18 protein-coding genes are annotated in these 20,104 nt (G+C 50.4%); 15 read left to right on the forward strand and 3 right to left on the reverse strand.

Annotation, left to right across the window (positions count from 1 at the left end):
• Window positions 1-274: 274 nt before the first annotated feature.
• A complete protein-coding gene (locus ACN0YR_RS24380; RefSeq protein ID WP_417851821.1) occupies window positions 275-1,621 on the reverse strand; it encodes a sigma 54-interacting transcriptional regulator in 1,347 nt (448 codons plus the stop codon).
• Window positions 1,622-2,145: 524 nt separating this feature from the next.
• On the opposite strand from ACN0YR_RS24380, the gene tpiA reads away from it, so the two are divergent.
• The 6 genes from tpiA (at window position 2,146) to ACN0YR_RS24410 (ending at window position 7,412) form a co-directional block, all read left to right on the forward strand.
• Window positions 2,146-2,916, forward strand: a complete 771-nt coding sequence (tpiA, locus tag ACN0YR_RS24385) for a triose-phosphate isomerase (protein WP_417851822.1) — start codon at window positions 2,146-2,148, stop codon at window positions 2,914-2,916.
• A gap of 424 nt (window positions 2,917-3,340) precedes the next feature.
• Window positions 3,341-3,799 carry a preprotein translocase subunit SecG gene (secG, locus tag ACN0YR_RS24390; RefSeq protein WP_417851823.1) on the forward strand — a complete coding sequence of 153 codons (459 nt, stop codon included), beginning with the start codon at window positions 3,341-3,343 and terminating at the stop codon, window positions 3,797-3,799.
• Between the two features lie 49 nt (window positions 3,800-3,848).
• Window positions 3,849-4,730, forward strand: coding sequence for a YicC/YloC family endoribonuclease (locus tag ACN0YR_RS24395; RefSeq protein WP_417851824.1), 882 nt, complete (start codon window positions 3,849-3,851; stop codon window positions 4,728-4,730).
• A gap of 34 nt (window positions 4,731-4,764) precedes the next feature.
• The gene (locus ACN0YR_RS24400) at window positions 4,765-5,175 is read left to right on the forward strand and encodes a VOC family protein (protein ID WP_417851825.1); all 411 of its coding nucleotides are present in this window, start codon (window positions 4,765-4,767) and stop codon (window positions 5,173-5,175) included.
• A 208-nt stretch (window positions 5,176-5,383) separates the two neighbouring features.
• Window positions 5,384-5,581, forward strand: a complete 198-nt coding sequence (locus ACN0YR_RS24405) for a hypothetical protein (protein ID WP_417851826.1) — start codon at window positions 5,384-5,386, stop codon at window positions 5,579-5,581.
• Between the two features lie 70 nt (window positions 5,582-5,651).
• On the forward strand, window positions 5,652-7,412 hold the full coding sequence (locus tag ACN0YR_RS24410) for a cytochrome c peroxidase (protein ID WP_417851827.1): 1,761 nt from the start codon (window positions 5,652-5,654) through the stop codon (window positions 7,410-7,412).
• 118 nt (window positions 7,413-7,530) lie between these two features.
• On the opposite strand, the gene ACN0YR_RS24415 is transcribed toward ACN0YR_RS24410, so the two are convergent.
• On the reverse strand, window positions 7,531-8,706 hold the full coding sequence (locus ACN0YR_RS24415) for a methyltransferase domain-containing protein (RefSeq protein ID WP_417851828.1): 1,176 nt from the start codon (window positions 8,704-8,706) through the stop codon (window positions 7,531-7,533).
• 433 nt (window positions 8,707-9,139) lie between these two features.
• Between ACN0YR_RS24415 and ACN0YR_RS24420 the strand changes: the two genes are divergently transcribed.
• The 5 genes from ACN0YR_RS24420 to ACN0YR_RS24440 all read left to right on the forward strand — a co-directional run bounded on the left by ACN0YR_RS24420 (window position 9,140) and on the right by ACN0YR_RS24440 (window position 14,046).
• Window positions 9,140-10,810, forward strand: coding sequence for a LamG-like jellyroll fold domain-containing protein (locus tag ACN0YR_RS24420; RefSeq protein ID WP_417851829.1), 1,671 nt, complete (start codon window positions 9,140-9,142; stop codon window positions 10,808-10,810).
• A 139-nt stretch (window positions 10,811-10,949) separates the two neighbouring features.
• Complete coding sequence (locus ACN0YR_RS24425; protein WP_417851830.1) at window positions 10,950-12,005, forward strand: Gfo/Idh/MocA family protein; 1,056 nt, start codon at window positions 10,950-10,952, stop codon at window positions 12,003-12,005.
• Between the two features lie 119 nt (window positions 12,006-12,124).
• A complete protein-coding gene (locus tag ACN0YR_RS24430) occupies window positions 12,125-12,442 on the forward strand; it encodes a metal-sulfur cluster assembly factor (RefSeq protein ID WP_417851831.1) in 318 nt (105 codons plus the stop codon).
• 67 nt (window positions 12,443-12,509) lie between these two features.
• Window positions 12,510-13,232, forward strand: coding sequence for a peptidylprolyl isomerase (locus ACN0YR_RS24435; protein WP_417851832.1), 723 nt, complete (start codon window positions 12,510-12,512; stop codon window positions 13,230-13,232).
• Between the two features lie 289 nt (window positions 13,233-13,521).
• Window positions 13,522-14,046, forward strand: coding sequence for a peptidylprolyl isomerase (locus ACN0YR_RS24440; RefSeq protein ID WP_231739799.1), 525 nt, complete (start codon window positions 13,522-13,524; stop codon window positions 14,044-14,046).
• Here ACN0YR_RS24440 and ACN0YR_RS24445 read toward each other — a convergent pair.
• Entirely contained in the window at window positions 14,016-14,384 is a 369-nt protein-coding gene (locus ACN0YR_RS24445; protein WP_417851833.1) for a hypothetical protein, read from the reverse strand. The two genes, ACN0YR_RS24440 and ACN0YR_RS24445, sit on opposite strands and share 31 nt — an antisense overlap.
• 115 nt (window positions 14,385-14,499) lie before the next feature.
• Here ACN0YR_RS24445 and holA point away from each other — a divergent pair, with 115 nt between their 5' ends.
• The 4 genes from holA (at window position 14,500) to ACN0YR_RS24465 (ending at window position 19,685) form a co-directional block, all read left to right on the forward strand.
• Window positions 14,500-15,510 carry a DNA polymerase III subunit delta gene (gene holA, locus ACN0YR_RS24450; RefSeq protein WP_417851834.1) on the forward strand — a complete coding sequence of 337 codons (1,011 nt, stop codon included), beginning with the start codon at window positions 14,500-14,502 and terminating at the stop codon, window positions 15,508-15,510.
• 298 nt (window positions 15,511-15,808) lie between these two features.
• Window positions 15,809-16,027 carry a hypothetical protein gene (locus tag ACN0YR_RS24455; RefSeq protein WP_417851835.1) on the forward strand — a complete coding sequence of 73 codons (219 nt, stop codon included), beginning with the start codon at window positions 15,809-15,811 and terminating at the stop codon, window positions 16,025-16,027.
• Entirely contained in the window at window positions 16,027-17,886 is a 1,860-nt protein-coding gene (locus ACN0YR_RS24460; RefSeq protein WP_417851836.1) for a glycosyltransferase family 2 protein, read from the forward strand. Before ACN0YR_RS24455 ends, ACN0YR_RS24460 begins: the two co-directional genes overlap by 1 nt.
• Window positions 17,887-17,891: 5 nt before the next feature.
• Window positions 17,892-19,685: a hypothetical protein gene (locus ACN0YR_RS24465; RefSeq protein ID WP_417851837.1), complete on the forward strand. Its 1,794-nt coding sequence runs from the start codon at window positions 17,892-17,894 to the stop codon at window positions 19,683-19,685.
• The last annotated feature ends 419 nt before the right edge of the window (window positions 19,686-20,104 follow it).

Raw genomic sequence — 20,104 nt, forward strand, 5'->3', positions numbered from 1 at the left:
CTCCTTTCTGAGAAGAAACACATGCAAATCCCAAACCAACTTGTACACTAAAAGCAAAGTTTCAGGACCGGTTCTAGAGCAGTTTGCTCTACCGTGTGCCCGTGAAGAAGTATTTCTCCAGTAAAAATGCTGTTCGCCACGAGGCAGAACCTGCAAACCAATTCGAAAGATGCTCTAGAGCACCAGACCGTCTCTAAAATTTCTTATATGCATGCTCTGCCATTGATTACGTTCAAGAATCTCCTCTCAGCCTGATCGCAAAACTTGAAGCGAATCACGATTCGCCTGGTGACTCGATTCCGAGTGCTGCAAGGCGGCGATAAAGTTTTGCTCTTGGAACCTGGAGTCTTTCGGCAGCCATGCTTTTATTGCCTTGGACCGAATCGAGAACCTGAGTGATAATTTCCCTCTCGGTCGCTTCCAGAATTTCCTCCAGACTTTGCGTAATCTGTCGTGGGCGTACGCTTTGTGCGTCGCGTCCGGCTTGAAAAAAGACCGGCAGATGTTCAACCTCAATGATCGCCCCGGAACAAGCTTGCTGAGCCTGGAAGAGAACTCTTGAAAGCTCTTCAACATTCCCCGGCCATTGATAGCATTCAAACTCCTGTAACACCTCCTCCGAAACATCTTCGATTTGGATCTCGCGTTGACGATTTGCATCCTGAAGAAGATGCGTGGCCAGAAGAGGCAGGTCCGCTTGCCGATCACGTAACGGCGGGATGGCCAGAGTCAGAGGGGTCAACTCGCAAATGAGTTCCCTTTGAAAGTGTTCGGAATCGAAATTCTCGATCGCTTTTTCAGAGGAGGAAATCCAGCGGATGGAGTCTCTGCTCTTCATGTGATCCAGCAACTCGACCTGTAGATCTCCGGCAAGAAGCTCAACATTCTTCAGGTAAACGGTACACCCTTCGAACTCCGTCTCACTCTGCTCAAACAGTCGGCGCAGGAATCGCGAGAGCTCAAAATGAGACAAGGTTCCACACTCAACTGGAAGAAAACGCTGTTCGCCCAGCGGGGAATCGTAATGAATCATGCGGGCTACATGTTCCTTGCCGACTCCTTTTTCTCCAACGAGATGAACTGCGAGTGAGCAATTTCTGGCAACCTGAGCCTGTGCCGCAACTCTGCGCATTTCGGCCGAAACCGCGATTAAAGAGTGCGAGGAATACTTTCGATGTAATTCGGAAAGGTGCTCCTCCAATTCAAATCGCTGCAGCAAACTCGGTGGGACCAGCTCAATTCCGTCGTAGTCTCGGTGCTGAATCAGCCCCAAAATTTGCGATGGCGTAGGGGAGTCTTCTTTCACGAGAGGAAAAAAATGGATGTTCACATGCTGCGACTCACCGCTTTTTCGGTGCAACACAGAAGGCACAACGACGGATTCACCTTGAAGGACAGACTCTGGAGGACACAAAGTCCCTGTCAAAGTTTCGATCAATTCCGGATTCCCACGGCTGATCAGTTGGCATGTTTTTCCAATCACATCTCCCGCAGACCAGCCGGTTTGCAACTCGCACCCACGGTTGAAAACCAGGACAACTCTACGATGATCGAGAACGAAAATCGGCGAGGAGCTGCCCGTGAGCCAAGTCGCGAGACCTTTTCGAACCCTTTGAGCCACGTTACTTTCTCCCTGAGCCAAATTGCCGAACGCTTCAAAGTTTAGCAGTCCGATGAACGGCTGACCGCTGCACTCGTCCCGTTTCCCGCACCTCTTTAGGAAAAACAAACGTTAAAGGGCATCATTTTCTGCTCAGAATCAGTAAGAATGTTTGTTTCGATTCAGAGAAATCAGAGAATCCGGGGCTGTTCGAATCGCTGCATATGGGGTGTTTTGCTAAGATTCTCGCCTTTTCAACTGGAAGAGCTAAGATCTTCCGCCCAAAACAGAAGAAACTCGTACCCGCCTTAAGGGGATGGAGCATCAATTCACTCTGTGAATGGTCTCCGTTTTGAGTTCATAGGTATCGGTCGCATCTCTCGAAATTTGCAACTCTAAGAACTCATCCAAAAACTTAAATATCATCTCTCAATTCTCAGATTGCTCAGAAATGGGTATTGAGAAGAATGAGTGAATCAAACGATCCCAATAGACACGATTCCCACATTACTGTTGGAACTTCTAAAACATTAAGGAATTGATCAATGCGTCGGTATCTCATCGCTGGTAACTGGAAAATGAATACCACGCGAGAAGAAGGAACGGAACTCGCCAAAGCTATTGCAGCTGGAAGCTCAAACGCAACTGCGACCGTTGATGTTTTAATTTGCCCTCCGTTTCCTTACCTCATTCCAATCACTGAAGCAGTGGCCGGTACGCAAGTTCAAGTCGGTGCTCAGAACTGTCATTTCGAAGCATCAGGGGCATTCACCGGGGAAACTTCCCTCGAAATGCTGACCGACGTGGGAGCTTCGTCAGTCATTCTGGGACATAGCGAACGACGCCACGTCTTTGGTGAAACGGACGCAGACATTAACCGTAAGGTACTGAAAACACTCGAGAAAGGGCTTCAGGCTGTTTTGTGTGTTGGCGAACTTCTGGAAGAAGAAGAGAGCGGATTGACCAAATCCGTTCTTGATCGACAAATGGACGGTGGGCTCAAAGATGTCTCCGCCGAAGCTATGGCGAATGTCGTCATCGCTTACGAACCTGTCTGGGCAATTGGAACCGGAAAAACCGCAACCCCAGAGCAAGCGGAATCTGCCCATGATCATCTTCGCAAATGGTTGGAAAGCCGTTATAGTGCAGACGTTGCGAACGCAACACGCATCCTCTATGGAGGAAGTGTGAAACCAAATAATGCCGAAGACCTGCTCTCTCAGCCCAATGTTGATGGAGCGTTGGTTGGAGGAGCAAGCCTCATACCAGAGAACTTTTTGCCAATCATCGAGGCAGGCGTTAAGGTTTCTTCCTAAAGTATTTTTGAAATCGCATTCACGAGATGCCTCGTGGAGAGATGTAATATCACTGACGAAACCCGTTTTCCACGGGCAACGAGAGAGCAACTTGCTCTCGCCAAACGAAGATGAAACTGAGAACAGCGAACAATGGGTCACTCAATTAAGAGTAATTAAGTGGTCCGCCTCTCACAAAATGTCACGGATTCGAGTCCGACGCACGCCAGCGAGTGTGCCTCAGACTCCTCAAAACCGCATGACGTTTAGAGCTCAATTTGAGCACTCGTGAGAGGTTCCCACCCAGAGTCCCATTGCAGCATTTCTCAGAAATCGATATTCATCTTCCACTGAAACCACCAAACTTAGACACAGACTGAAAAGATCGCTGACACGATCGACTCCGAAACAGGGATCGTTTCAGAATTTGTGAAAGGACCACATCGTGGGTACGCTGGCGTTTATTCTTCAAATTTTGTTGCTACTTTCCGGCTTTCTGTTGATGATCATTATCCTGCTTCAACGGGGGCGCGGAGGCGGCCTTGCTGGGGCGTTTGGTGGTGCAGGCGGGCAGAGTGCATTCGGAACCAAAGCGGGTGATGTCTTCACCTGGATTACCGTGGTCACTGCAACGATCTGGGTTTTACTGGCAGGAATCGGGGGATGTGCAATGCGAAGTGCAGCGACCAGCCTCGAACGAAGCCTGGCACCTGCCGGAGAAATGAGTGCTGGCGCGACACCCGGCGACGCAACCAGCGATGATGCTGGTGATGATGCCAACGCTCAGGACAACGCAACCCCCGAAGAAGACGCCGTCGCTCCTCCCGCTGACACCGATGCAGAGGCCAGCAGCACGACAACTCCAGAAGCGGATGGTACAACTCCACCTGCTCCTGAAAATTAACATCAACTGGCCGGCTTGATGGCCACGCCGCAAACCAGCAGGGACTCCCGTGTTGTTAAGTATGACAGGCCACGGTGATGCCAGTGGTCAAAATGAACGTGTCTCTGTCACCGCTGAAATTCGCAGCGTCAACAATCGACATCTGAAAGTTTCAGTTCGTTGCCAGGATGCTTTCCTGGCACTCGAATCAAACATCGAACGCCTGATTCGAAAAAATGTTGCACGAGGAACTTTAACCGTTTCGTTGCGAGTTCGGCAGTTGGCAGACCAGCGAGCTGCGACGATCGATCAACTCGCAGTGCAGCAGTACTGGACGCAACTCAAAGATATCGCTGCGGAACTTAATACCGATCCGCCCAAGGATCTGTCCCCCCTGCTTTCACTCCCCGGAATTCTCAAAGACAATTACGACAAATCGGTCGACGAGGGTGACTGGCCGCTCTTTGAAGAAGTCATTCTCGCAGCTCTGAAGCGATTTCAGGACTTCCGCATTCAAGAAGGCGAGTCCATGGGGGACGAGCTCAACTCGCTCTCGAGTAAGATCGAAGAAAATCTGGACGAGATTGAAAAAATTGCTCCGCAAGTGATCGTCGATTACCGAGACCGGCTGAAGAACCGTGTCAACGAGTTGCTGCAATCAACGAGCGTCAAAGTTGACGATAACGACCTGCTTCGGGAAACAAGCCTGTTCGCTGACCGCTGCGATATTACTGAAGAAGTGACCCGTTTGCGGTCTCACTTGCAGCAATACCGCACATTGCTGGATGGCAACGAAGCGGCGGGTCGAAAACTGGAATTCCTCGGCCAGGAGATGTTCCGGGAGGTCAACACTATCGGCTCGAAAGCAAATCATATCGAAATCGCACATCGCGTTGTGGACATGAAAGCTGCGATCGAGAAGATGCGCGAGATGATCCAGAATATCGAATAGCAGACCCGTTTTTATTGCCAAAGTCGCCAACCCCATGCCTCTTCCCAACATCCAAGTCAAACGAATTGACCACGTCACCTTGGTCGTGAAAGACCTTGACGTTTCGCGGAAATTTTACGCAGACCTTCTCGGGATGCAGGAAGTCGATCGCCCGGGATTTCGATTTGCCGGGCTTTGGTTCCAGGCAGGAACAACTCAGATCCATTTAATCCTCGAGCATGATGACTCTGGGCCGGCACACAGCTTTGTTCCCGAAGAATGCTTGATCAGCCGCACACGTCATTTTGCGTTCGAAGTCGACGATGCAATGCAAGCGGCCCAAAAACTGGAAGAGCTCGAAATCGAGATTGTTGCAGGTCCAAAACAGAGGCCCGATGGACCGACTCAGCTCTACATCTTTGATCCCGACCGCAACCTGGTGGAATTGTACAGCTATTCCCGATGATGCCATTCACGAGCCCGGTACGATTTGCAAGGTTTTTTCCTGAAAACTTTCGTTCGTTTTGGTTCAGAAGAAATTTCTACTGAACTGTTCCTTGATAGGCGTGCGAGACTATACTGAGAGAGACTACACTGAGACATGGCACTTGCGGTGATGTTTCGTCGATGCCTTCCCTACTTCAGATTTTTACGCCGTAGAGCAGAGATTGAACATGAAAGACCTTCCCAAACAAGCAGTGATTGCTTCGATGGTCGTTTCAGTATTAGTTGCCTTGGCAGCGATTGCCGATCTTGTCCTGGGAGTTCCATTCTCCGGGTCTGAACATACATTCTTAATGGACATTCTCTTTATCATCTGTGCGGCGATTACTGGATATCTGAGTTGGGACGCATTCAAAGATCTCAGCTAAAAGAAGCATCCATCACTTCGTGAAAGGTGCTGGCGCGTCATGGTGATATTGATGTGAAAGTCGCTGAGCGATGCCTACATCTCGACTATTTCAGTTCCTGCTTTTCTCTGCCCTGTGCAGTTCGACCCTGCTTCTCGCCACTGAACCTGTATCTCGGCACACTTTCCGAGAACCTCAGCAACCGCTTCGCCGACGTCCGGTATCAATGTGCTGGATCCCTGAGGCGGAAGTCTTAGCAATCGCCAATGAGCGTGCCTCGACGATCTCACTGCTCAACCCGACAACCGGAGAGTTGCAGGAAGCTGAAATCGATGGAAGCCCAGTCAATCTGACGTGGATCGATCAACTTCACCAGCTGGCGATCGTCGATGCAAAGACCGGGCGAGTTTTATTCGCATCTCTTCACCCTGGTGAACTGGTGGTCCAACAGGCTCTTGAAATCGGACGAGGTGCTCAAGACGCGTGCCTCTCTCCTGATGAATCATTACTTGCAGTCAGCTCAGTGTGGGATCGTCGCGTTTCATTGATTGCGGTCGAATCAATTCCCAAAGTTCAGTCTACTATTCCTCTGAAGTTTGAACCGAGTGAGGTTTGCTTCTCACCCGATAAAAAATTGCTGATTGTGGCGGATGCGTACGGAGGAGAGCTCGTTGTCATTGACACGAAATTAGAGAAAGTCGTCGGACAGACAAAACTCCATGCTCACCAAATTCGAGGGATTGCCTTTCTTTCAGCTGACCGCTGCCTGTTGACTCACCAAATCCTGTTTCCTGATGTCCCGACAACGCCGGACAACATTGCTTCGGGTCGAGTCCTTGAGAATGTCGTTCAGGAGCTTCAATTCATAAGAACGTCGGAATCCAGAGTCGATATTCAATCTTTAGGGATTCAGGAAATCGGCGTCCCCTCCGACGGAGCGGCCGACCCGGGAGCGATTCATATCGCTAAGTCTTCCGACCGATTTGTCGCACTCGCAGGTGTTGCCGAGGTGGCAGCTATGAATTCTTACGGAGTGGTTCGCAACCGCATTCAAGTCGGCAAGCGTCCTGTTGACCTGGTGATCTCACCGGATCAAAAGCAGATTTATTGCCTCAATAATCTCAGCGATTCGGTTTCAGTAATCGATATCAATCGGCAACTCGTGACCAAGACCATCCCATTGGGGCCACAACCACAGGCGACGTCACGTGATCGGGGCGAGGAACTCTTCTTCGATGGGAACGTTTCCCGGTTCGGGTGGTATAGCTGTCAAAGTTGCCATATCGACGGACACACAAATACTCAACTCGCTGACACCTTCGGCGATGGAAACTCTGGCGCACCAAAACGCGTCCCATCTTTACTCGGTGGCCGAGACGACAACCCATGGGCTTGGAACGGAACGATGAGGAGCTTGCATGATCAAGTGCTCCTGTCTGGAGATTCCACCATGCGCGGCGGCGGTCTCAGTGCGCGTCAGGCCAATGATCTCGTCGCTTTCCTGCACACACTCGAACACCCTCCCCCCTTTCGTCCAGCTCAAGATGAGCAGGATAAGCGGCTTATCGCACAAGGTCTCGAAGTTTTCACCTCACAGGGCTGCGCGGAGTGTCACGTTCCTCCGCTTACATACACGTCTGATTCGACTTACGATGTCGGCTTGGAAGATGAACATGGGCTGAAGAAATTCAACCCACCATCACTCAACGCAGTCGGTTATCGACGCAGCTTCTTTCATGACTCCCGAGCGAAATCGCTCCCAGAAGTTTTCACACACTACGGTCATCAACTCGACGACTCTCTCAGCGATCAGCACCTCAAAGCCCTGCTTCGTTTTTTGCAGAGTTTGTAGAGACTTACGAGGAGGGCAATTGAGGCACTCGCTGGAGGTGCTAAACTGGTGCTGAGACCTGAATTCGCTCTTTCAAAAGCTGAGAAAAGCGACCATCTCGAAAACTTCCAGACTGCTTCTATTTTTTCTGAAACCGGAGCAGGTAGTTTTCTTTAAATGTCGGAATTGTCAGTTCCTCGATGAGCTGAAAACCGGATTCGACGATCTCTGCCTGAAAGACCTCTTTCCCGGCTCGGACATGCCCGAGAATGAACTCCCGTGATTTCCCGGGGATGCGTTCGAAGTCAATCACGACGAGTGTTCCGCCTGGCTTCAGGGCTCGGTGTATCGACGCCATTGTTGCTTGCGGAGATTCAAAGTGGTGATAAGTGTCACAAATAAAAGCAAAATCAATGGAGTTCGGCGGGAGCCTGACTGACTGATCAGTACAGAGGACGCTTGTGATGTTCGTAACCTTGTCTTCCTGTGATTTTCGATTGATGTGCTCAAGGAATCGAGGAGAGATATCAACCGCGTAGACCCAACCGGTTTCACCAACAGCCGATGCAAAGAGCCGGCTATAAAATCCGGTCCCGGCTCCAATATCGGCAACCGTGTCCCCCGGTTTAATGGCACATGCATCGAGCACTTTCTCGCGAGCAAAGTAAACTTCGCGGCTTTCGATTTCGAAGCGTCCGAGCCATTCGCTCACGTCGAGATTTGCGTCGAGAAACCGATCATTGATCCCCTCTGGAACGTCTGTTTTCCTGGCTTTCTGATTTTCGATAAAGGCCAGTGCCTTTTCCTCAAAAGCTGGCGTCTTCAAGCCGACTTTTTTCGCCTCGTCACGAGCCTCTGCCAGTTCAAGGCCATCATTCAGAACACGATGTGCCAACCAAATTGCCCCAACTCGATTGGCCGAAGCACAATGAAGCATGACCGGCGACGTTTGAGAATTTGCCAGCAACTTCAAAGAGCTTTCGAAGATTTCATCTGTCAAAGATTCAGGAGATCGAAAACCAAAGTGATAATACTGCAGCCCAATCGCCTCGACTGCTTCCGCCTGATTCCAATCGATTTCGTCCAGTTCGCGAAGTGAAATGACATGTTTAATCCCGCGTTCCTTGGCTTTCGCCAGATCACTCGCGGAAGGTTGTCCACAAAGCAGTGTCGCTCCGAATGAATGAAGATTTTTGATTGTCCCCAGTTCAATCGATTCGAGCTTGAAGCTTTTCGAAGCATCCTCAGCTGTGACGCTTTTTGAAAAAACTCCAACCTGAAGTATGAGAGCCGCTAAGAGTAAATATCGAGTCATGGTCCTGTTCTTTGGCAGTGTTCGGAATACGTAGTGTTCAGAATGTTTCAAATACCAGCAAGCATTGTACGGCTTCCTGAAAACCACTTCGAGTGACTTCCACCCAGATCTTCAGTAACCCATTTAGTCACCGGTCGTGAATAGCTGCCAAAGATGCAGAGACTTCACTGCAGACCAACTGTGAACATGCTCTCATCATGGAAAAATGGAAGTCAACGCTGAATCCGCCACGCCCATCCTTACGCTGCACTCCAGTCTGAGCGTGCCACTACTCCTCTCGGATGGGTAAGACCCTGAGCCTGAGTCACCGTATTCAATTCCAATCTCCTCTCCTTTTTGACGGGATCACCAGAAGCCGCTAGGATCAGATTTCACTTTGCTGTCTGCTTCGCGTTCTGACGAACCCTCAAACAGTTTCGGAAAGGCTTCGCTGATGACCTCGATACCTGTGCGCTCTTCTCACCTTCTTCTTTCTCTCGCAGTACTATTCTTTCCGGCTCAAGTGATTGCAGATGAGCCTGAAGTGGTTGCTCACTATCCGTTGACTCAAGATACGCTCGACCATTCCGGGAACGGTCATCACGGAATGAATCAAGGGGTCAAATTTGGAACTGCACCAAATGGGGTCCGGAGCGCAGAGTTCAATGGAACATCATCGTCGATCGACCTTCCAAATGAAGTCATCCCTGAGGCTGGAGACTTCACAGTTGCAGCCCGAGTTTTCATTGAATCCCCAACGAGTGATGTCCCGGGAGACATCTTCAACCATTACGACGCACAGTCTCGCCGGGGAGTCCAACTAGGAATCCATAGTGCACATGGTGTCACTTCCAGTCAATCACAATTGCGGACAGTGGAGTTTGGTCTCGACAACGGAAGCGCGCCCGGAGAGTGGACGGATCATGGTCGCCTGGGAAATGCAGTTCTGATTTTCTCCATGGCAGTGCATGACGGAAATCTCTTTGCAGGAACGTGTGAAGCAGGCGTTGAAGAATCGGGGCGAGTCTTTCGATTTGACGGAAAAAAATGGCACGATCTCGGCGCACCTGATCGCTGTAACTCTGTTTCATCACTCGCAGTGCATGATGGTGAACTTTACGCAGCTGTCAGCCGTTATCGATTGGCTGGGTCTTCATTGGCTGAGTCGGACAATCCGAATCTGGGTGGGCGAGTTTACCGCTGGAAAGCCCCCAATGAATGGATTGACTGCGGTCAGCTTCCCAACACGGAAGCGATCAACGGGATGACCGTCTTCAACGGAAAGCTGTACGCTTCGTCGATGTACAAACCGGCTGGATTCTATCGCTACGAGGGCGGAAAGAAGTGGACAGATTGTGGAACACCGAATGGCAAACGCGTCGAGGCCCTGGGTGTTTACAACGGGCACATTTATGCGACGGGGTACGATGAAGGAGCGATCTACAGATACGATGGGAAAGCGTGGGAGAGTCTTGGAACTCTGCCAGATGCGACTCAAACCTACGGATTTGCAGTTTTTCAAGGGGAACTTTATGTCAGCGAGTGGCCTAATGCCCGCGTCTACCGCTTCGGAGGTATAAAAAACGGACAGCCTGAATGGAACCTCGCGGGACATCTTGGAGATGAGCGAGAAAGCATGCCACTGCTGGTTTACAACGGACAGATGTACGCCGGGTCACTTCCAACAGGAGAAGTCTATCGATTCGATGGCGGACAGGACTGGAAGAAAATTGCTCGCCTGGATATGACGCCGGACGTGAAGTATCGCCGAGTCTGGTCGATGGCTGTGTTTCAAGGAAAATTGTTTGCGGGAACACTTCCCGCAGGTCGTGTTCACTCTATTTCAATTGGCCATGTCGCAACCCATGATCGAACTCTCTCTCCCGGTTGGCACCATATCGCAGCAGTTCGGGATCAAGGCAAACTGAATTTGTATGTCGATGGTCAATTGAGTTCCACATCGACCTCATTCGCATCCGATCTGAACATCGCAAACAAGGCTCCAGTTAGAATCGGCTTTGGAACTCGTGATTACTTTCGCGGTCGAATGAGCGACTTGCGAATTTACCATGCTCCACTCTCTTCTGAGGCCATTTCTAAGTTGACGGTCTCAAAAGCAGAGTGAAACCAACGAGAGTCAATCGGCGATAATTCATGGCCTCTTCAAAGGACGTCTCGATTCAGGTCTAAGAAACGATCGCCGTTCGCGCAAAGTCGTCGCTCATGACGATTTCGCAAGGCTGATACAGCAGAGAGGGAAATTGATGTCAACATTTCGGGTTGGAGTCATTGGAACTGGTGGAATTGCGTCGAAGCTTCACCTGCCGGAAATGCAGGAGGTTGAAAACGCAGAAGTCGTTGTTCTGGCGGGACGAAAACAAAGCCGGCTGGAAACCCTCTGCAACAAGTTCAACGTCCCGCGCTGGACACATTCGTACGAAGAGATCATCGCTGATCCCGAGATCGATGGAGTCATCATTGCAGTTCCGCATCCGCTGCATGTGAAGTATGGACTCATGGCCCTGAAAGCTGGCAAGCATGTTCATATCCAAAAACCACTCAGCACCTCCCTGATCGAATCGGAGCAATTTGTCGAAGCGGTCAATGCCAGCGACCGAACGGTTCTTGCTTTGCCGTATGTCTCTAAACCTCACGTTCTCGCAGCTCGTGAAGCTGTGCAGTCGGGAACGTTGGGAACAGTCTCTTCCGCAACTGCACGGTTCAGCCACGGTGGCCCCGAAGTTTACTACGCGACAATTCAGGAAATCCTCCAAGAAGACCCCGATGACGACCTCTGGTTTTTTGATGCCCAGAAGGCGGACGTCGGGGCGTTGTTTGATATGGGTGTCTATTCGATTGCCCACCTTGTTGCGATTCTGGGGTCTGTGAAAGCGGTTACCTGTCGCGTGGCGACTCTTGCCAAGCCGACAGAACTCGAAGATACAGCGACGATCATCCTGGAATTTGAAAGTGGTGTACTCGGGACAGCGGAGACCGGCTGGTGCGATGGAGCAAGAACGTACGGATTTTCGATCCACGGAACCGACGCCAAAGTGACCAACCCCAGCTTAACCAGCGATTTAATCCTTTCGCGGCCCAGTTCGCTCGTCGACGAGGACGCTCCGCTGATCGAGGAATCTGTCGAGACCGGAGGGTATCCCGACCTCAATTCGCATCAGGAATGGGTCACTTGTGCCCGAAAAGGGAAGCAGCCAGACATCAGCAACGCGAATTTTGCCCGTCATGTCACGGAAATCATGCTAAAAAGCTTGCAATCGTCTCGTGAAGGCCGGACCGTGAAGATTGATTCACGAATTTGAATCGACCATTCTCCGTTTTTCAGCTGCACACTTGAAGTGGAGTGTTGGTCCTTTCTTCTCAATGTGTGGGCATCTACAATAGGGTTCTTCTCAAAACAGTCCGAACTGAGGATACCGAAATGGCAGACGATGCCGAGTTGATTGAAGCCCTGAAGCAAGTCATTGACCCTGAATTGATGATCAATATTGTTGATTTGGGTCTCATTTACGAAGTTGAACAAGCTGAAGAAGGTTCCGAGGATGAGGGAACAGTTAAAGTCGATATGACGCTCACCAGCCCGGCCTGTCCAGCTGGCCCTCAAATTGTCCAACAATCTAAAATGGCACTTGAGCAGCTTGATGATGTCAAGAAAGCCGAAATCCGACTGGTCATGTCCCCCCCGTGGACACCGGAACGGATGACTGAGGATGCTCGTGATCAGCTCGGAATATTCTAAGAACGACTCGGTTGATCACGATTCCACTCACGGTCCTGTCTGTTTCTCCTTTCGATAATAGTGAATAATGAACAAGAAGCTCCTTTCCCGATTTCTGGCGATTCCAGCCTTTGCGTTCCTTCTCGTCTCCTGTGTCGCAGAGAAAGATTTCGACAATAGCGCCTTCGAGACAGTCCCGCCGGAGAATCTCTCATCAGCTCCAGCGGACGATCCTGTCCCGGCTGCAGATGTTTACAGAGCCAAATTTGAAACATCTCGAGGAGATTTCGTAATTGAAGTCCATCCAGAATGGGCTCCTCGCGGTGCGGCTCAGTTCAGAAAACTGATCGAAGAAGGTGTGTTTAATGAAGCAAGATTCTTCAGAGTGGTCCCTGGATTCATGGTCCAGTTTGGAATCCCTGGAGATCCCAAAGTTTCAGCAAAGTGGAGAAACAATACGATCCCGGATGACCCGGTGATCGAATCCAACACTCGAGGCATGGTCTCATTTGCGACATCCGGCCCGAATTCACGAACCTCTCAAGTCTTTATCACCTACGGCAACCACGGTAAGGAAGGGGCTCAACTGGATTCTCAAGGCTTTTCCCCCTTCGGTAAAGTGATCGAGGGAATGGATATCGTTGATTCCATTAATGCTGAATACGGTGAAACTCCTGATCAGGGACAGATCCAACAGCAGGGAAATACTTACCTGAACGAGAAATTCCCTAAGCTCGACTTCATCAAGAAAGCGACGATACTCCCTGAAGAGGTCGAAACGGCTGAGTCACCTGAAGAGAAAAGTGAGTAAAGGTGATTTTTCACCCCGAATGCTCGCTAGAGCATCTTTCGAATTGGTTTGCAGGTTCTGCCTCGTGGCGAACAGCATTTTTACTGGAGAACTGCGTTCTTCACGGGCAAACGGTAGAGCAAACTGCTCTAGACTTTTCGACGCGATAGCATTTCCGAAATGCTGTTCGACACAAGACTGGACGTAAAAACAATCAGACAACATTGAATTTGCTTCAGTCTGATTGACGAACTCTCGCAGACGCCAACAAAACACGAATCAACTCAAGACGACAACGGAGAAAAGCAACGTGTATCAAGTTAAATTTGAGACATCCAAAGGGGATTTCACAGTTGAAGTCCACCCGGAATGGGCTCCGCTCGGAGCGGCTCAATTCAAAGAAATTGTTGAAGATGGCGTTTTCAACGAAGCTCGCTTTTTCCGTGTCATCGAAGGATTTATGGTGCAGTTCGGAATCGCTGGCGACCCTGCGGTCTCAGCGAAATGGCGTAATAAACAGATCAAAGATGACCCGACCACGCAGTCCAACACTCGTGGTATGATCACTTTCGCAACTGCCGGACCAAACACACGTACTTCGCAAGTCTTCATCAACTTCGGTGACAACAGCTTCCTCGACAATCAGGGCTTTGCCCCGTTCGGGAAAGTGACTGAAGGCATGGAAGTCGTCGATGCTCTTTACGCCGGATACGGCGAAGGCGCCCCGCAAGGTCGTGGCCCCGGTCAGGGACAAGTCCAAAGCAAAGGGAACGAGTACCTCAAAGCCGATTTCCCTGAACTCGATTACATCAAACAAGCCACTGTTGTTGAGTAACCAGACAAGAGTCTTACAAACCAACATGCCCGTACACCACGTGCATGTTGGTCTGTAATTCTCGGCTGCTGAAGCAAATTTTTTCGGATGATCACGATCACTAGAGCATCTTTCGAATTGGTTTGCAGATTCTGCCTCGTGGCGAACAGCATTTTACTAGAACTGATCCTGAAACTTGAAATTGCTTTCTCAAACGTTGAAGAAAGCGACTGCTCCAGAGGTTTTCGGACTGGTTCTAAAGAAATGCCTTCTTCACGGGCAAACGGTAGAGCAAACGGCTCTAACAGCCAAGCTGACGCACGAGCCAATTGAAGACTCAAACGCCAGAGATTTTTCATTGCCGATCGTGCCCGTGAAGCTTACTTTCTTGACTTCACAGACTGCTCTTTACGGGCCAGTTCAGCAAAACGCATTTCAGGTGATGCAACAAAAACATTCATTTCCGACCCGATCATGCACGCAACGGACTTTATAAAGCAGAAAGACGATGCGAAAACCGCGTCGATGATCGTTCTCTATGGAAACGAATCACACTTAAAAACGTCCACTCTGGACGGACTTTGCCAGACATTTCTCGGCTCACCCATTGAAGAATCAATCGGCCTCACCCGATTCAGTGGAAAAGAGACCGACTTCAGAGCCGTTCGCGATGAAGTACAAACGGTCTCCATGTTCACCCCTTCGAAATTAGTGGTGGTTGAGAATGCTGATGATTTCGTCTCCGCAAATCGCCCGCAACTGGAAGCCTTTGCCGAGAATCCGGTCGGAAAATCGAAGCTTGTCATCGAGGTCAAGAAGTGGCCGGGTAACACAAAGCTCGCCAAGAAGATTGCGAAGACCGGACTTGCTATCGAATGTTCTGAATTAACTGGCGGCAAGCTTTCGTCCTGGCTCGTCATGCAGGCGAAAGAAGAATACGAAAAGCATTTAACGCGCGACGCTGCACAGTTAATGACGGAACTTGCCGGAACAGGTATGGGATTGCTGGACCAGGAGCTTCAGAAGCTCACTTCTTACGTCGGCGACCGTGAGAAAATTGGAGCGGAAGATGTCCGCACGCTGGTCGGAGGGTGGAAGGCAGAAACAACCTGGACCATGATCAACGCTGTCCGCGATGGTCAGACAGATTTGGCCCTCAATTGTTTGCAAAAACTGATGCATGCAGGCGAAGCCCCTCAGAAAATTCTCGGGGGGATGAACTACGTCTTCAAGAAAATCGCACTCGCGACAGAGCTGTCTCGACAAGGAAAAACACTCCCCGCAGCACTCAAAGAAGCCGGAGTCTTCTACAAAGAGATTGACGACGTCGAGAAGTACCTCCGTCGCATTCGCAGGCCCCGTGCAGAACGTATCCTCAACCGCCTGGCCCGGGCAGACTCAGACCTTAAAGGAAGAAGCCAACTTCCCCTACAGATGCAAATGGAACAACTGATCCTCTGGTTATCTGGGACAACCGAAGTCTAGAATATCTTTCGACTTAGCGCACAGGTTCTGCCTCGCAGCGAACAGCAACTTTAATGATGAAACGCGTTCTTCACGAGCACACGGTCGAGCAGCCTATGAAGGCATGAATGCGAACTTCAGGGGCACGAAAAACATTGAACATACATCGAAGCGGGCGAACACAGGGCTCGCTTTCTCACTCAATTCTTATCGGAGATCTCTGCAACTTTTCAGCCTGAGACTTTTCGAACTCGGTTGAACAAAGCATAATTCACATCAAACTCACTCGATGCAACAACACTTAAAAAAGGGCACAGCAATGCAGGATGATTGTGAAACGAGTCTTTCCATTAACTCTTACGACAGCAGTGGTGGAGTTTTTCAAAATGGGTACTGCATCTGGAAAGGGACGGTCCTCATCAGTTCCCACTGCAAAGATGGTTATAATTGCGGTGGAGGACCGCCAAAGGGCGTCAAAGTTCGATTCGAAGGCGAGTACTACAAAGTCGGCTGCTCGAAGTCTCCGACCAGCAAATAATGAGCAACACGGGCCTCGTGAATTGTTGTCATCGACGTGCTCAAGATGATGAGCACTCACCGAATTCACCTGCGATTTGCCAACGCGTACTCGACATAGCTGGCCTCCAGGAACCTCACTGGGGACAAGTGAAGCCGGACGCGTGCCTCGCATGTGGTGGCGAAACTGCAGCTTCACCGCAGTTTTTCAACAGCGTTCTGGCTTCCCTGCTGTACGAAGTTACGAGGAACATCGAACAACTGGGAGGAATCCCCGCTTGCGACCTCGCTCGTGCCAAGTCGTTAAAACAATACGCAGAAGCGGGGCTCCGTTCTCTCATCCCCCTCAAAGCACAAGTTACGAGAGTCTCTTCGACACCCCCAGAGAACGCTCCGGACGTCGAGTGTGATGTCGTCGTAAATCTAACACGGAACGAGCCTTTCGCTTCCGACTCACTTGAAAGTCTTTGCCAACAGCGAGGCTGCACTCCAACCCTTCACATTGTCTGTAACTCAAGAACAAGCGGTCAGGCTGCTGAAGAGTTCGCAGGCGACTTGAAGACTTCGCTTCATTTCTCGAAGACTCCCCTCTCTGAAATCGAAGCTGTTCACCTGGTCACCCCCAAGTGCTGCTCCGAATTCATTGCAATCCATTCACCGAACGCGATTGCCCGTCCGGACCGACTGCAGAGTGCAGTTCAAGCACTGGTGCAGCATCGGGGGGAAGTATTTGGTTCTGCGATGCTGACTCGACAGGGGGAAATTCCAGCCGAAACACCAACAATCGATTTTTGCCGAACAATCCCGGTCGAGACGCTGGTCTTTCGTCGCCCATCATTAATCGATTGCGGAGGAGTCGGGCAACTTGAAACAGATCATGATCTCGACCTGATGACCCGCTTCGTTTACGAACAACGTACGGTTGTACTGTCTGAAAAAATCACAGTCGAGTGCGACTCTCAATTTCAAACATCCCCCACCAGACAAGCGCCAAGGTACAAACTCGTCGAGAACCGGCTGAACCATCACGCTGTCGGGTTCCCGCAACAAGAGGCAGCCTCCTGCGATGTCGTACTCCCGTTTCGCGATCAACTTGAATTTGTCGACCAGGCAATCGAATCTGTCCTCCAGCAAGAAAATTGCGAGATCACACTTCACCTGATTGATGATGCCTCAAGACAATCGACAGAAGAGTTCTTTGAACGCTGGAGCCAATATTCGAATATCCGCCTGTACAGAAACAGAGAAAACCTGGGACAGTACACGTCATTCAACAATGCCCTGAAATACTGTGAGACAGATTTCGTTGCCATTCAGGATGGAGACGACATCAGCAACCCAGACCGAATTGCAACAGCAGTCAACAGCCTGCTTCTTGCAGGAGCAGATATTTTCTCTGCTTCGATTGAAATGTTTGGCGACAACTTTGAGCGAAGATCCAGCACACGCCACAACAAAAACAGATATCAACCTGTTCAGCCCGGATCACTCCGCACCGCAAAACTTCCGAGCAACTCAGCCACGCACTTTATTATCAACGGGGCTGCCGTGATGAAATTGGCGACTGTCCGGGAACTCGGTGGCTTCGCCGATTTTGGCTCGCCCGCACGGAATCGTGGCGGACTCGACACGGAGTTTTATCTCAGAGCTCTGCATTCGCGACGAGTGCGATTCTTCGTTTCAAAGCATCTCGCTGGAAAATATCGACGGCACGAAGCCTCAGCGACTCAAAGTCGTGTCACTGGTTTCGGAAGTTCATTACGGAACAAGAACCGAGAAGAAATTTTTCGGCGTCAGCAGATCTTCCTGAAGACTGAGTTTCAACCGAGCGACTTCGGAGCCTTGGGGCGCTACCAACATCTGACTCAACCACTGGGGTGACATCAATGGAGTTTGTGAGCTACGAGGAATTTCAGAAACTCGCGTCGACTGACAAATATTACCACCAATCACGTTGGGATCTCTATTCAAAAGTTCAGGAACTGCTCGCCGCATCGGGCGCCACTTCCGTCCTCGAACTTGGTGCTTATCGACTTCCTCTCGTCAAGGGGAGTGACACAATGGACCGGAATGACAAATTCTACCCCACCTACATTCAGGATGCCGGGGAGACACCTTGGGAAATCCCTGACGGTCACTACGACATGTTTGTGGCCCTGCAGGTTTGGGAACATCTCACAGGGCGACAGGTCGCAGCGTTTCAGGAAGTCAAAAGAATCGCACGCGAAGCCATCCTCAGTTTCCCTTATCGCTGGGACTGCCCAAAGAATCCATCTCACCACGCAATTACCGAAGAGACGATTGCAAGCTGGACGGAGGGCCAAATCCCCGAAGAAGTCATCGTGATTCCATCAACAAACAACCATCAGCGAATCATCTACCGCTTCGACTTCACCAAGACTAACAAACTCCGGAATGCGATTCTTAACAAGGAACAAACGCGAAAACAGTTTTGCGAAGAGTCGATCCAAACACTAAGAAGAGAACCTGCGGAATGCCGTTTCCGGACGAATGTTCATACGAAAGATGGACAGGAATTCGCTCGCTGCCAGTTTGTGGAGGATGTTTTTTCGAGTAACAACAACACAGTGACGACCTCTGTCTCGGAGAAAGCGTGCGAGGCATGCATACAGGAGCGGGAACCCTCCCCAGATTGCTGGAACTCCGTGGTCTCATCTTTGATTTTCTCGCAGACCCTCGAACTCGCCCCCCCCGAAGAGTTACCTAAGGAACTCAAATCAATCCTGAGGCAGGCGGAAAAAGGACTCCGTCTGGTGATCCGCGAACCTTCTCCCAAGCAAGTGGAGACGCGACATTTTGGAGACTGCGTCCACCTTGGCGAAAAGCGAGATTCTACAAATTCAGAGGTGAGGTTCAATTGCCTCCATCCGTTGCATACCGATGCCTCGGTTTCGCTATGCCTGCTCTGCCCGGAACATCGAAGCCAAGATTTCGATGATTCAAAATCCCTCTTGAATCGCCTGCCACTCGATCGAAAAGGGAATCCGGTAAAATCCTGGATGGTCGGAGTGACAACATCTCCACGTCGCACCCCGACTGTAAACCGGACTCTTGACAGCCTGCGACGGGCGGGCTGGTCGTCGCCGTGGCTCTTTCTCGATTCTGCTGTCCAAATTGCTGAACGGCACGCTCACCTTCCGGTCACTTACCGAGAAGCTCAAACGGGAGCATGGCCGAATTACTTCCTATCACTGAGTGAACTCGTCATGCGGAATCCTGATGCTGATGCATACATGATCGTTCAGGACGATGCACAACTCACACACTCAGAAAATTTAAAGAAATACCTGGAACAGGTCTTATGGCCGCACGAGGACATCGGAGTCGTCTCACTATTCTGTTCGTCCGCGTACGATCGGGAAGAAGAGGGTTGGCACGAATTACGTGAACAGTGGGTCTGGGGTGCAGTCGCGATGATATTCTCAAACGCCAGCGCGTGGGATTTCATTACCGACAAAACAGTCATTGAGCACCGAAAAACAGGTCGCTTCAATGGAACTCGCAATATCGATGTCACCATTGGAAAGTGGCTGCAAAGAACAGAGAGGAAGATCCTGTACCCCGTGCCCAGCCTGTCAGCCCATATCGGAGAGAACAGCACCTTATGGGAAGAGGCACAGGCAGATGGAAAACGGCGGGCCAAAAAGCACATCCCATAAGCGATGACACAGAGGAGGGCCAAAAAAAGCAGAAACCAGGGAACGGATCGAAACCGTCCAATATCAGAGGAACCCAAAAGGCGATTTTGACCGATTTGGAAAACAAATACTGAGTTCTGATTTTTTTTGGACGAAGCTCCTTGACCGACGCGGCTCTGCGGCTAAGATAGTCCCATGTCGCCAGTTCATGTGTTTCTTGAGTTGGCGATTTTCTATCTCACAAAGCTCTCAAGTTCTTATTCATTGAGAAAGCTGTGAGTGACAACTCTCAAACGACGTAACTGAGAGTACTCGTGACAACACGAGGGAAACATTCTTCCACGAAGAGTGTGTTTCGTTAAACACCCACCAAGCAGTGGGTGAACGATCTTTGGCAATATGGTTGGTGAACGTTTTGTGATTTAACGTTTTGCGTTAAG

This window comes from Thalassoglobus sp. (assembly GCF_048270125.1).
Lineage (GTDB): Bacteria > Planctomycetota > Planctomycetia > Planctomycetales > Planctomycetaceae > Thalassoglobus.

What these genes read in the sequence shown, in the direction of transcription:
- tpiA (WP_417851822.1), top strand. Translation starts at nt 2,146, where the DNA reads ATGCGTCGGTATCTCATCGCTGGTAACTGGAAAATGAATACCACGCGA.
- ACN0YR_RS24400 (WP_417851825.1), top strand. Translation starts at nt 4,765, where the DNA reads ATGCCTCTTCCCAACATCCAAGTCAAACGAATTGACCACGTCACCTTG.
- ACN0YR_RS24405 (WP_417851826.1), top strand. Translation starts at nt 5,384, where the DNA reads ATGAAAGACCTTCCCAAACAAGCAGTGATTGCTTCGATGGTCGTTTCA.
- ACN0YR_RS24410 (WP_417851827.1), top strand. Translation starts at nt 5,652, where the DNA reads ATGCCTACATCTCGACTATTTCAGTTCCTGCTTTTCTCTGCCCTGTGC.
- ACN0YR_RS24415 (WP_417851828.1), bottom strand. Translation starts at nt 8,706, where the DNA reads ATGACTCGATATTTACTCTTAGCGGCTCTCATACTTCAGGTTGGAGTT.
- ACN0YR_RS24420 (WP_417851829.1), top strand. Translation starts at nt 9,140, where the DNA reads ATGACCTCGATACCTGTGCGCTCTTCTCACCTTCTTCTTTCTCTCGCA.
- ACN0YR_RS24425 (WP_417851830.1), top strand. Translation starts at nt 10,950, where the DNA reads ATGTCAACATTTCGGGTTGGAGTCATTGGAACTGGTGGAATTGCGTCG.
- ACN0YR_RS24430 (WP_417851831.1), top strand. Translation starts at nt 12,125, where the DNA reads ATGGCAGACGATGCCGAGTTGATTGAAGCCCTGAAGCAAGTCATTGAC.
- ACN0YR_RS24435 (WP_417851832.1), top strand. Translation starts at nt 12,510, where the DNA reads ATGAACAAGAAGCTCCTTTCCCGATTTCTGGCGATTCCAGCCTTTGCG.
- ACN0YR_RS24445 (WP_417851833.1), bottom strand. Translation starts at nt 14,384, where the DNA reads ATGAAAAATCTCTGGCGTTTGAGTCTTCAATTGGCTCGTGCGTCAGCT.
- holA (WP_417851834.1), top strand. Translation starts at nt 14,500, where the DNA reads ATGCACGCAACGGACTTTATAAAGCAGAAAGACGATGCGAAAACCGCG.
- ACN0YR_RS24455 (WP_417851835.1), top strand. Translation starts at nt 15,809, where the DNA reads ATGCAGGATGATTGTGAAACGAGTCTTTCCATTAACTCTTACGACAGC.
- ACN0YR_RS24460 (WP_417851836.1), top strand. Translation starts at nt 16,027, where the DNA reads ATGAGCAACACGGGCCTCGTGAATTGTTGTCATCGACGTGCTCAAGAT.
- ACN0YR_RS24465 (WP_417851837.1), top strand. Translation starts at nt 17,892, where the DNA reads ATGGAGTTTGTGAGCTACGAGGAATTTCAGAAACTCGCGTCGACTGAC.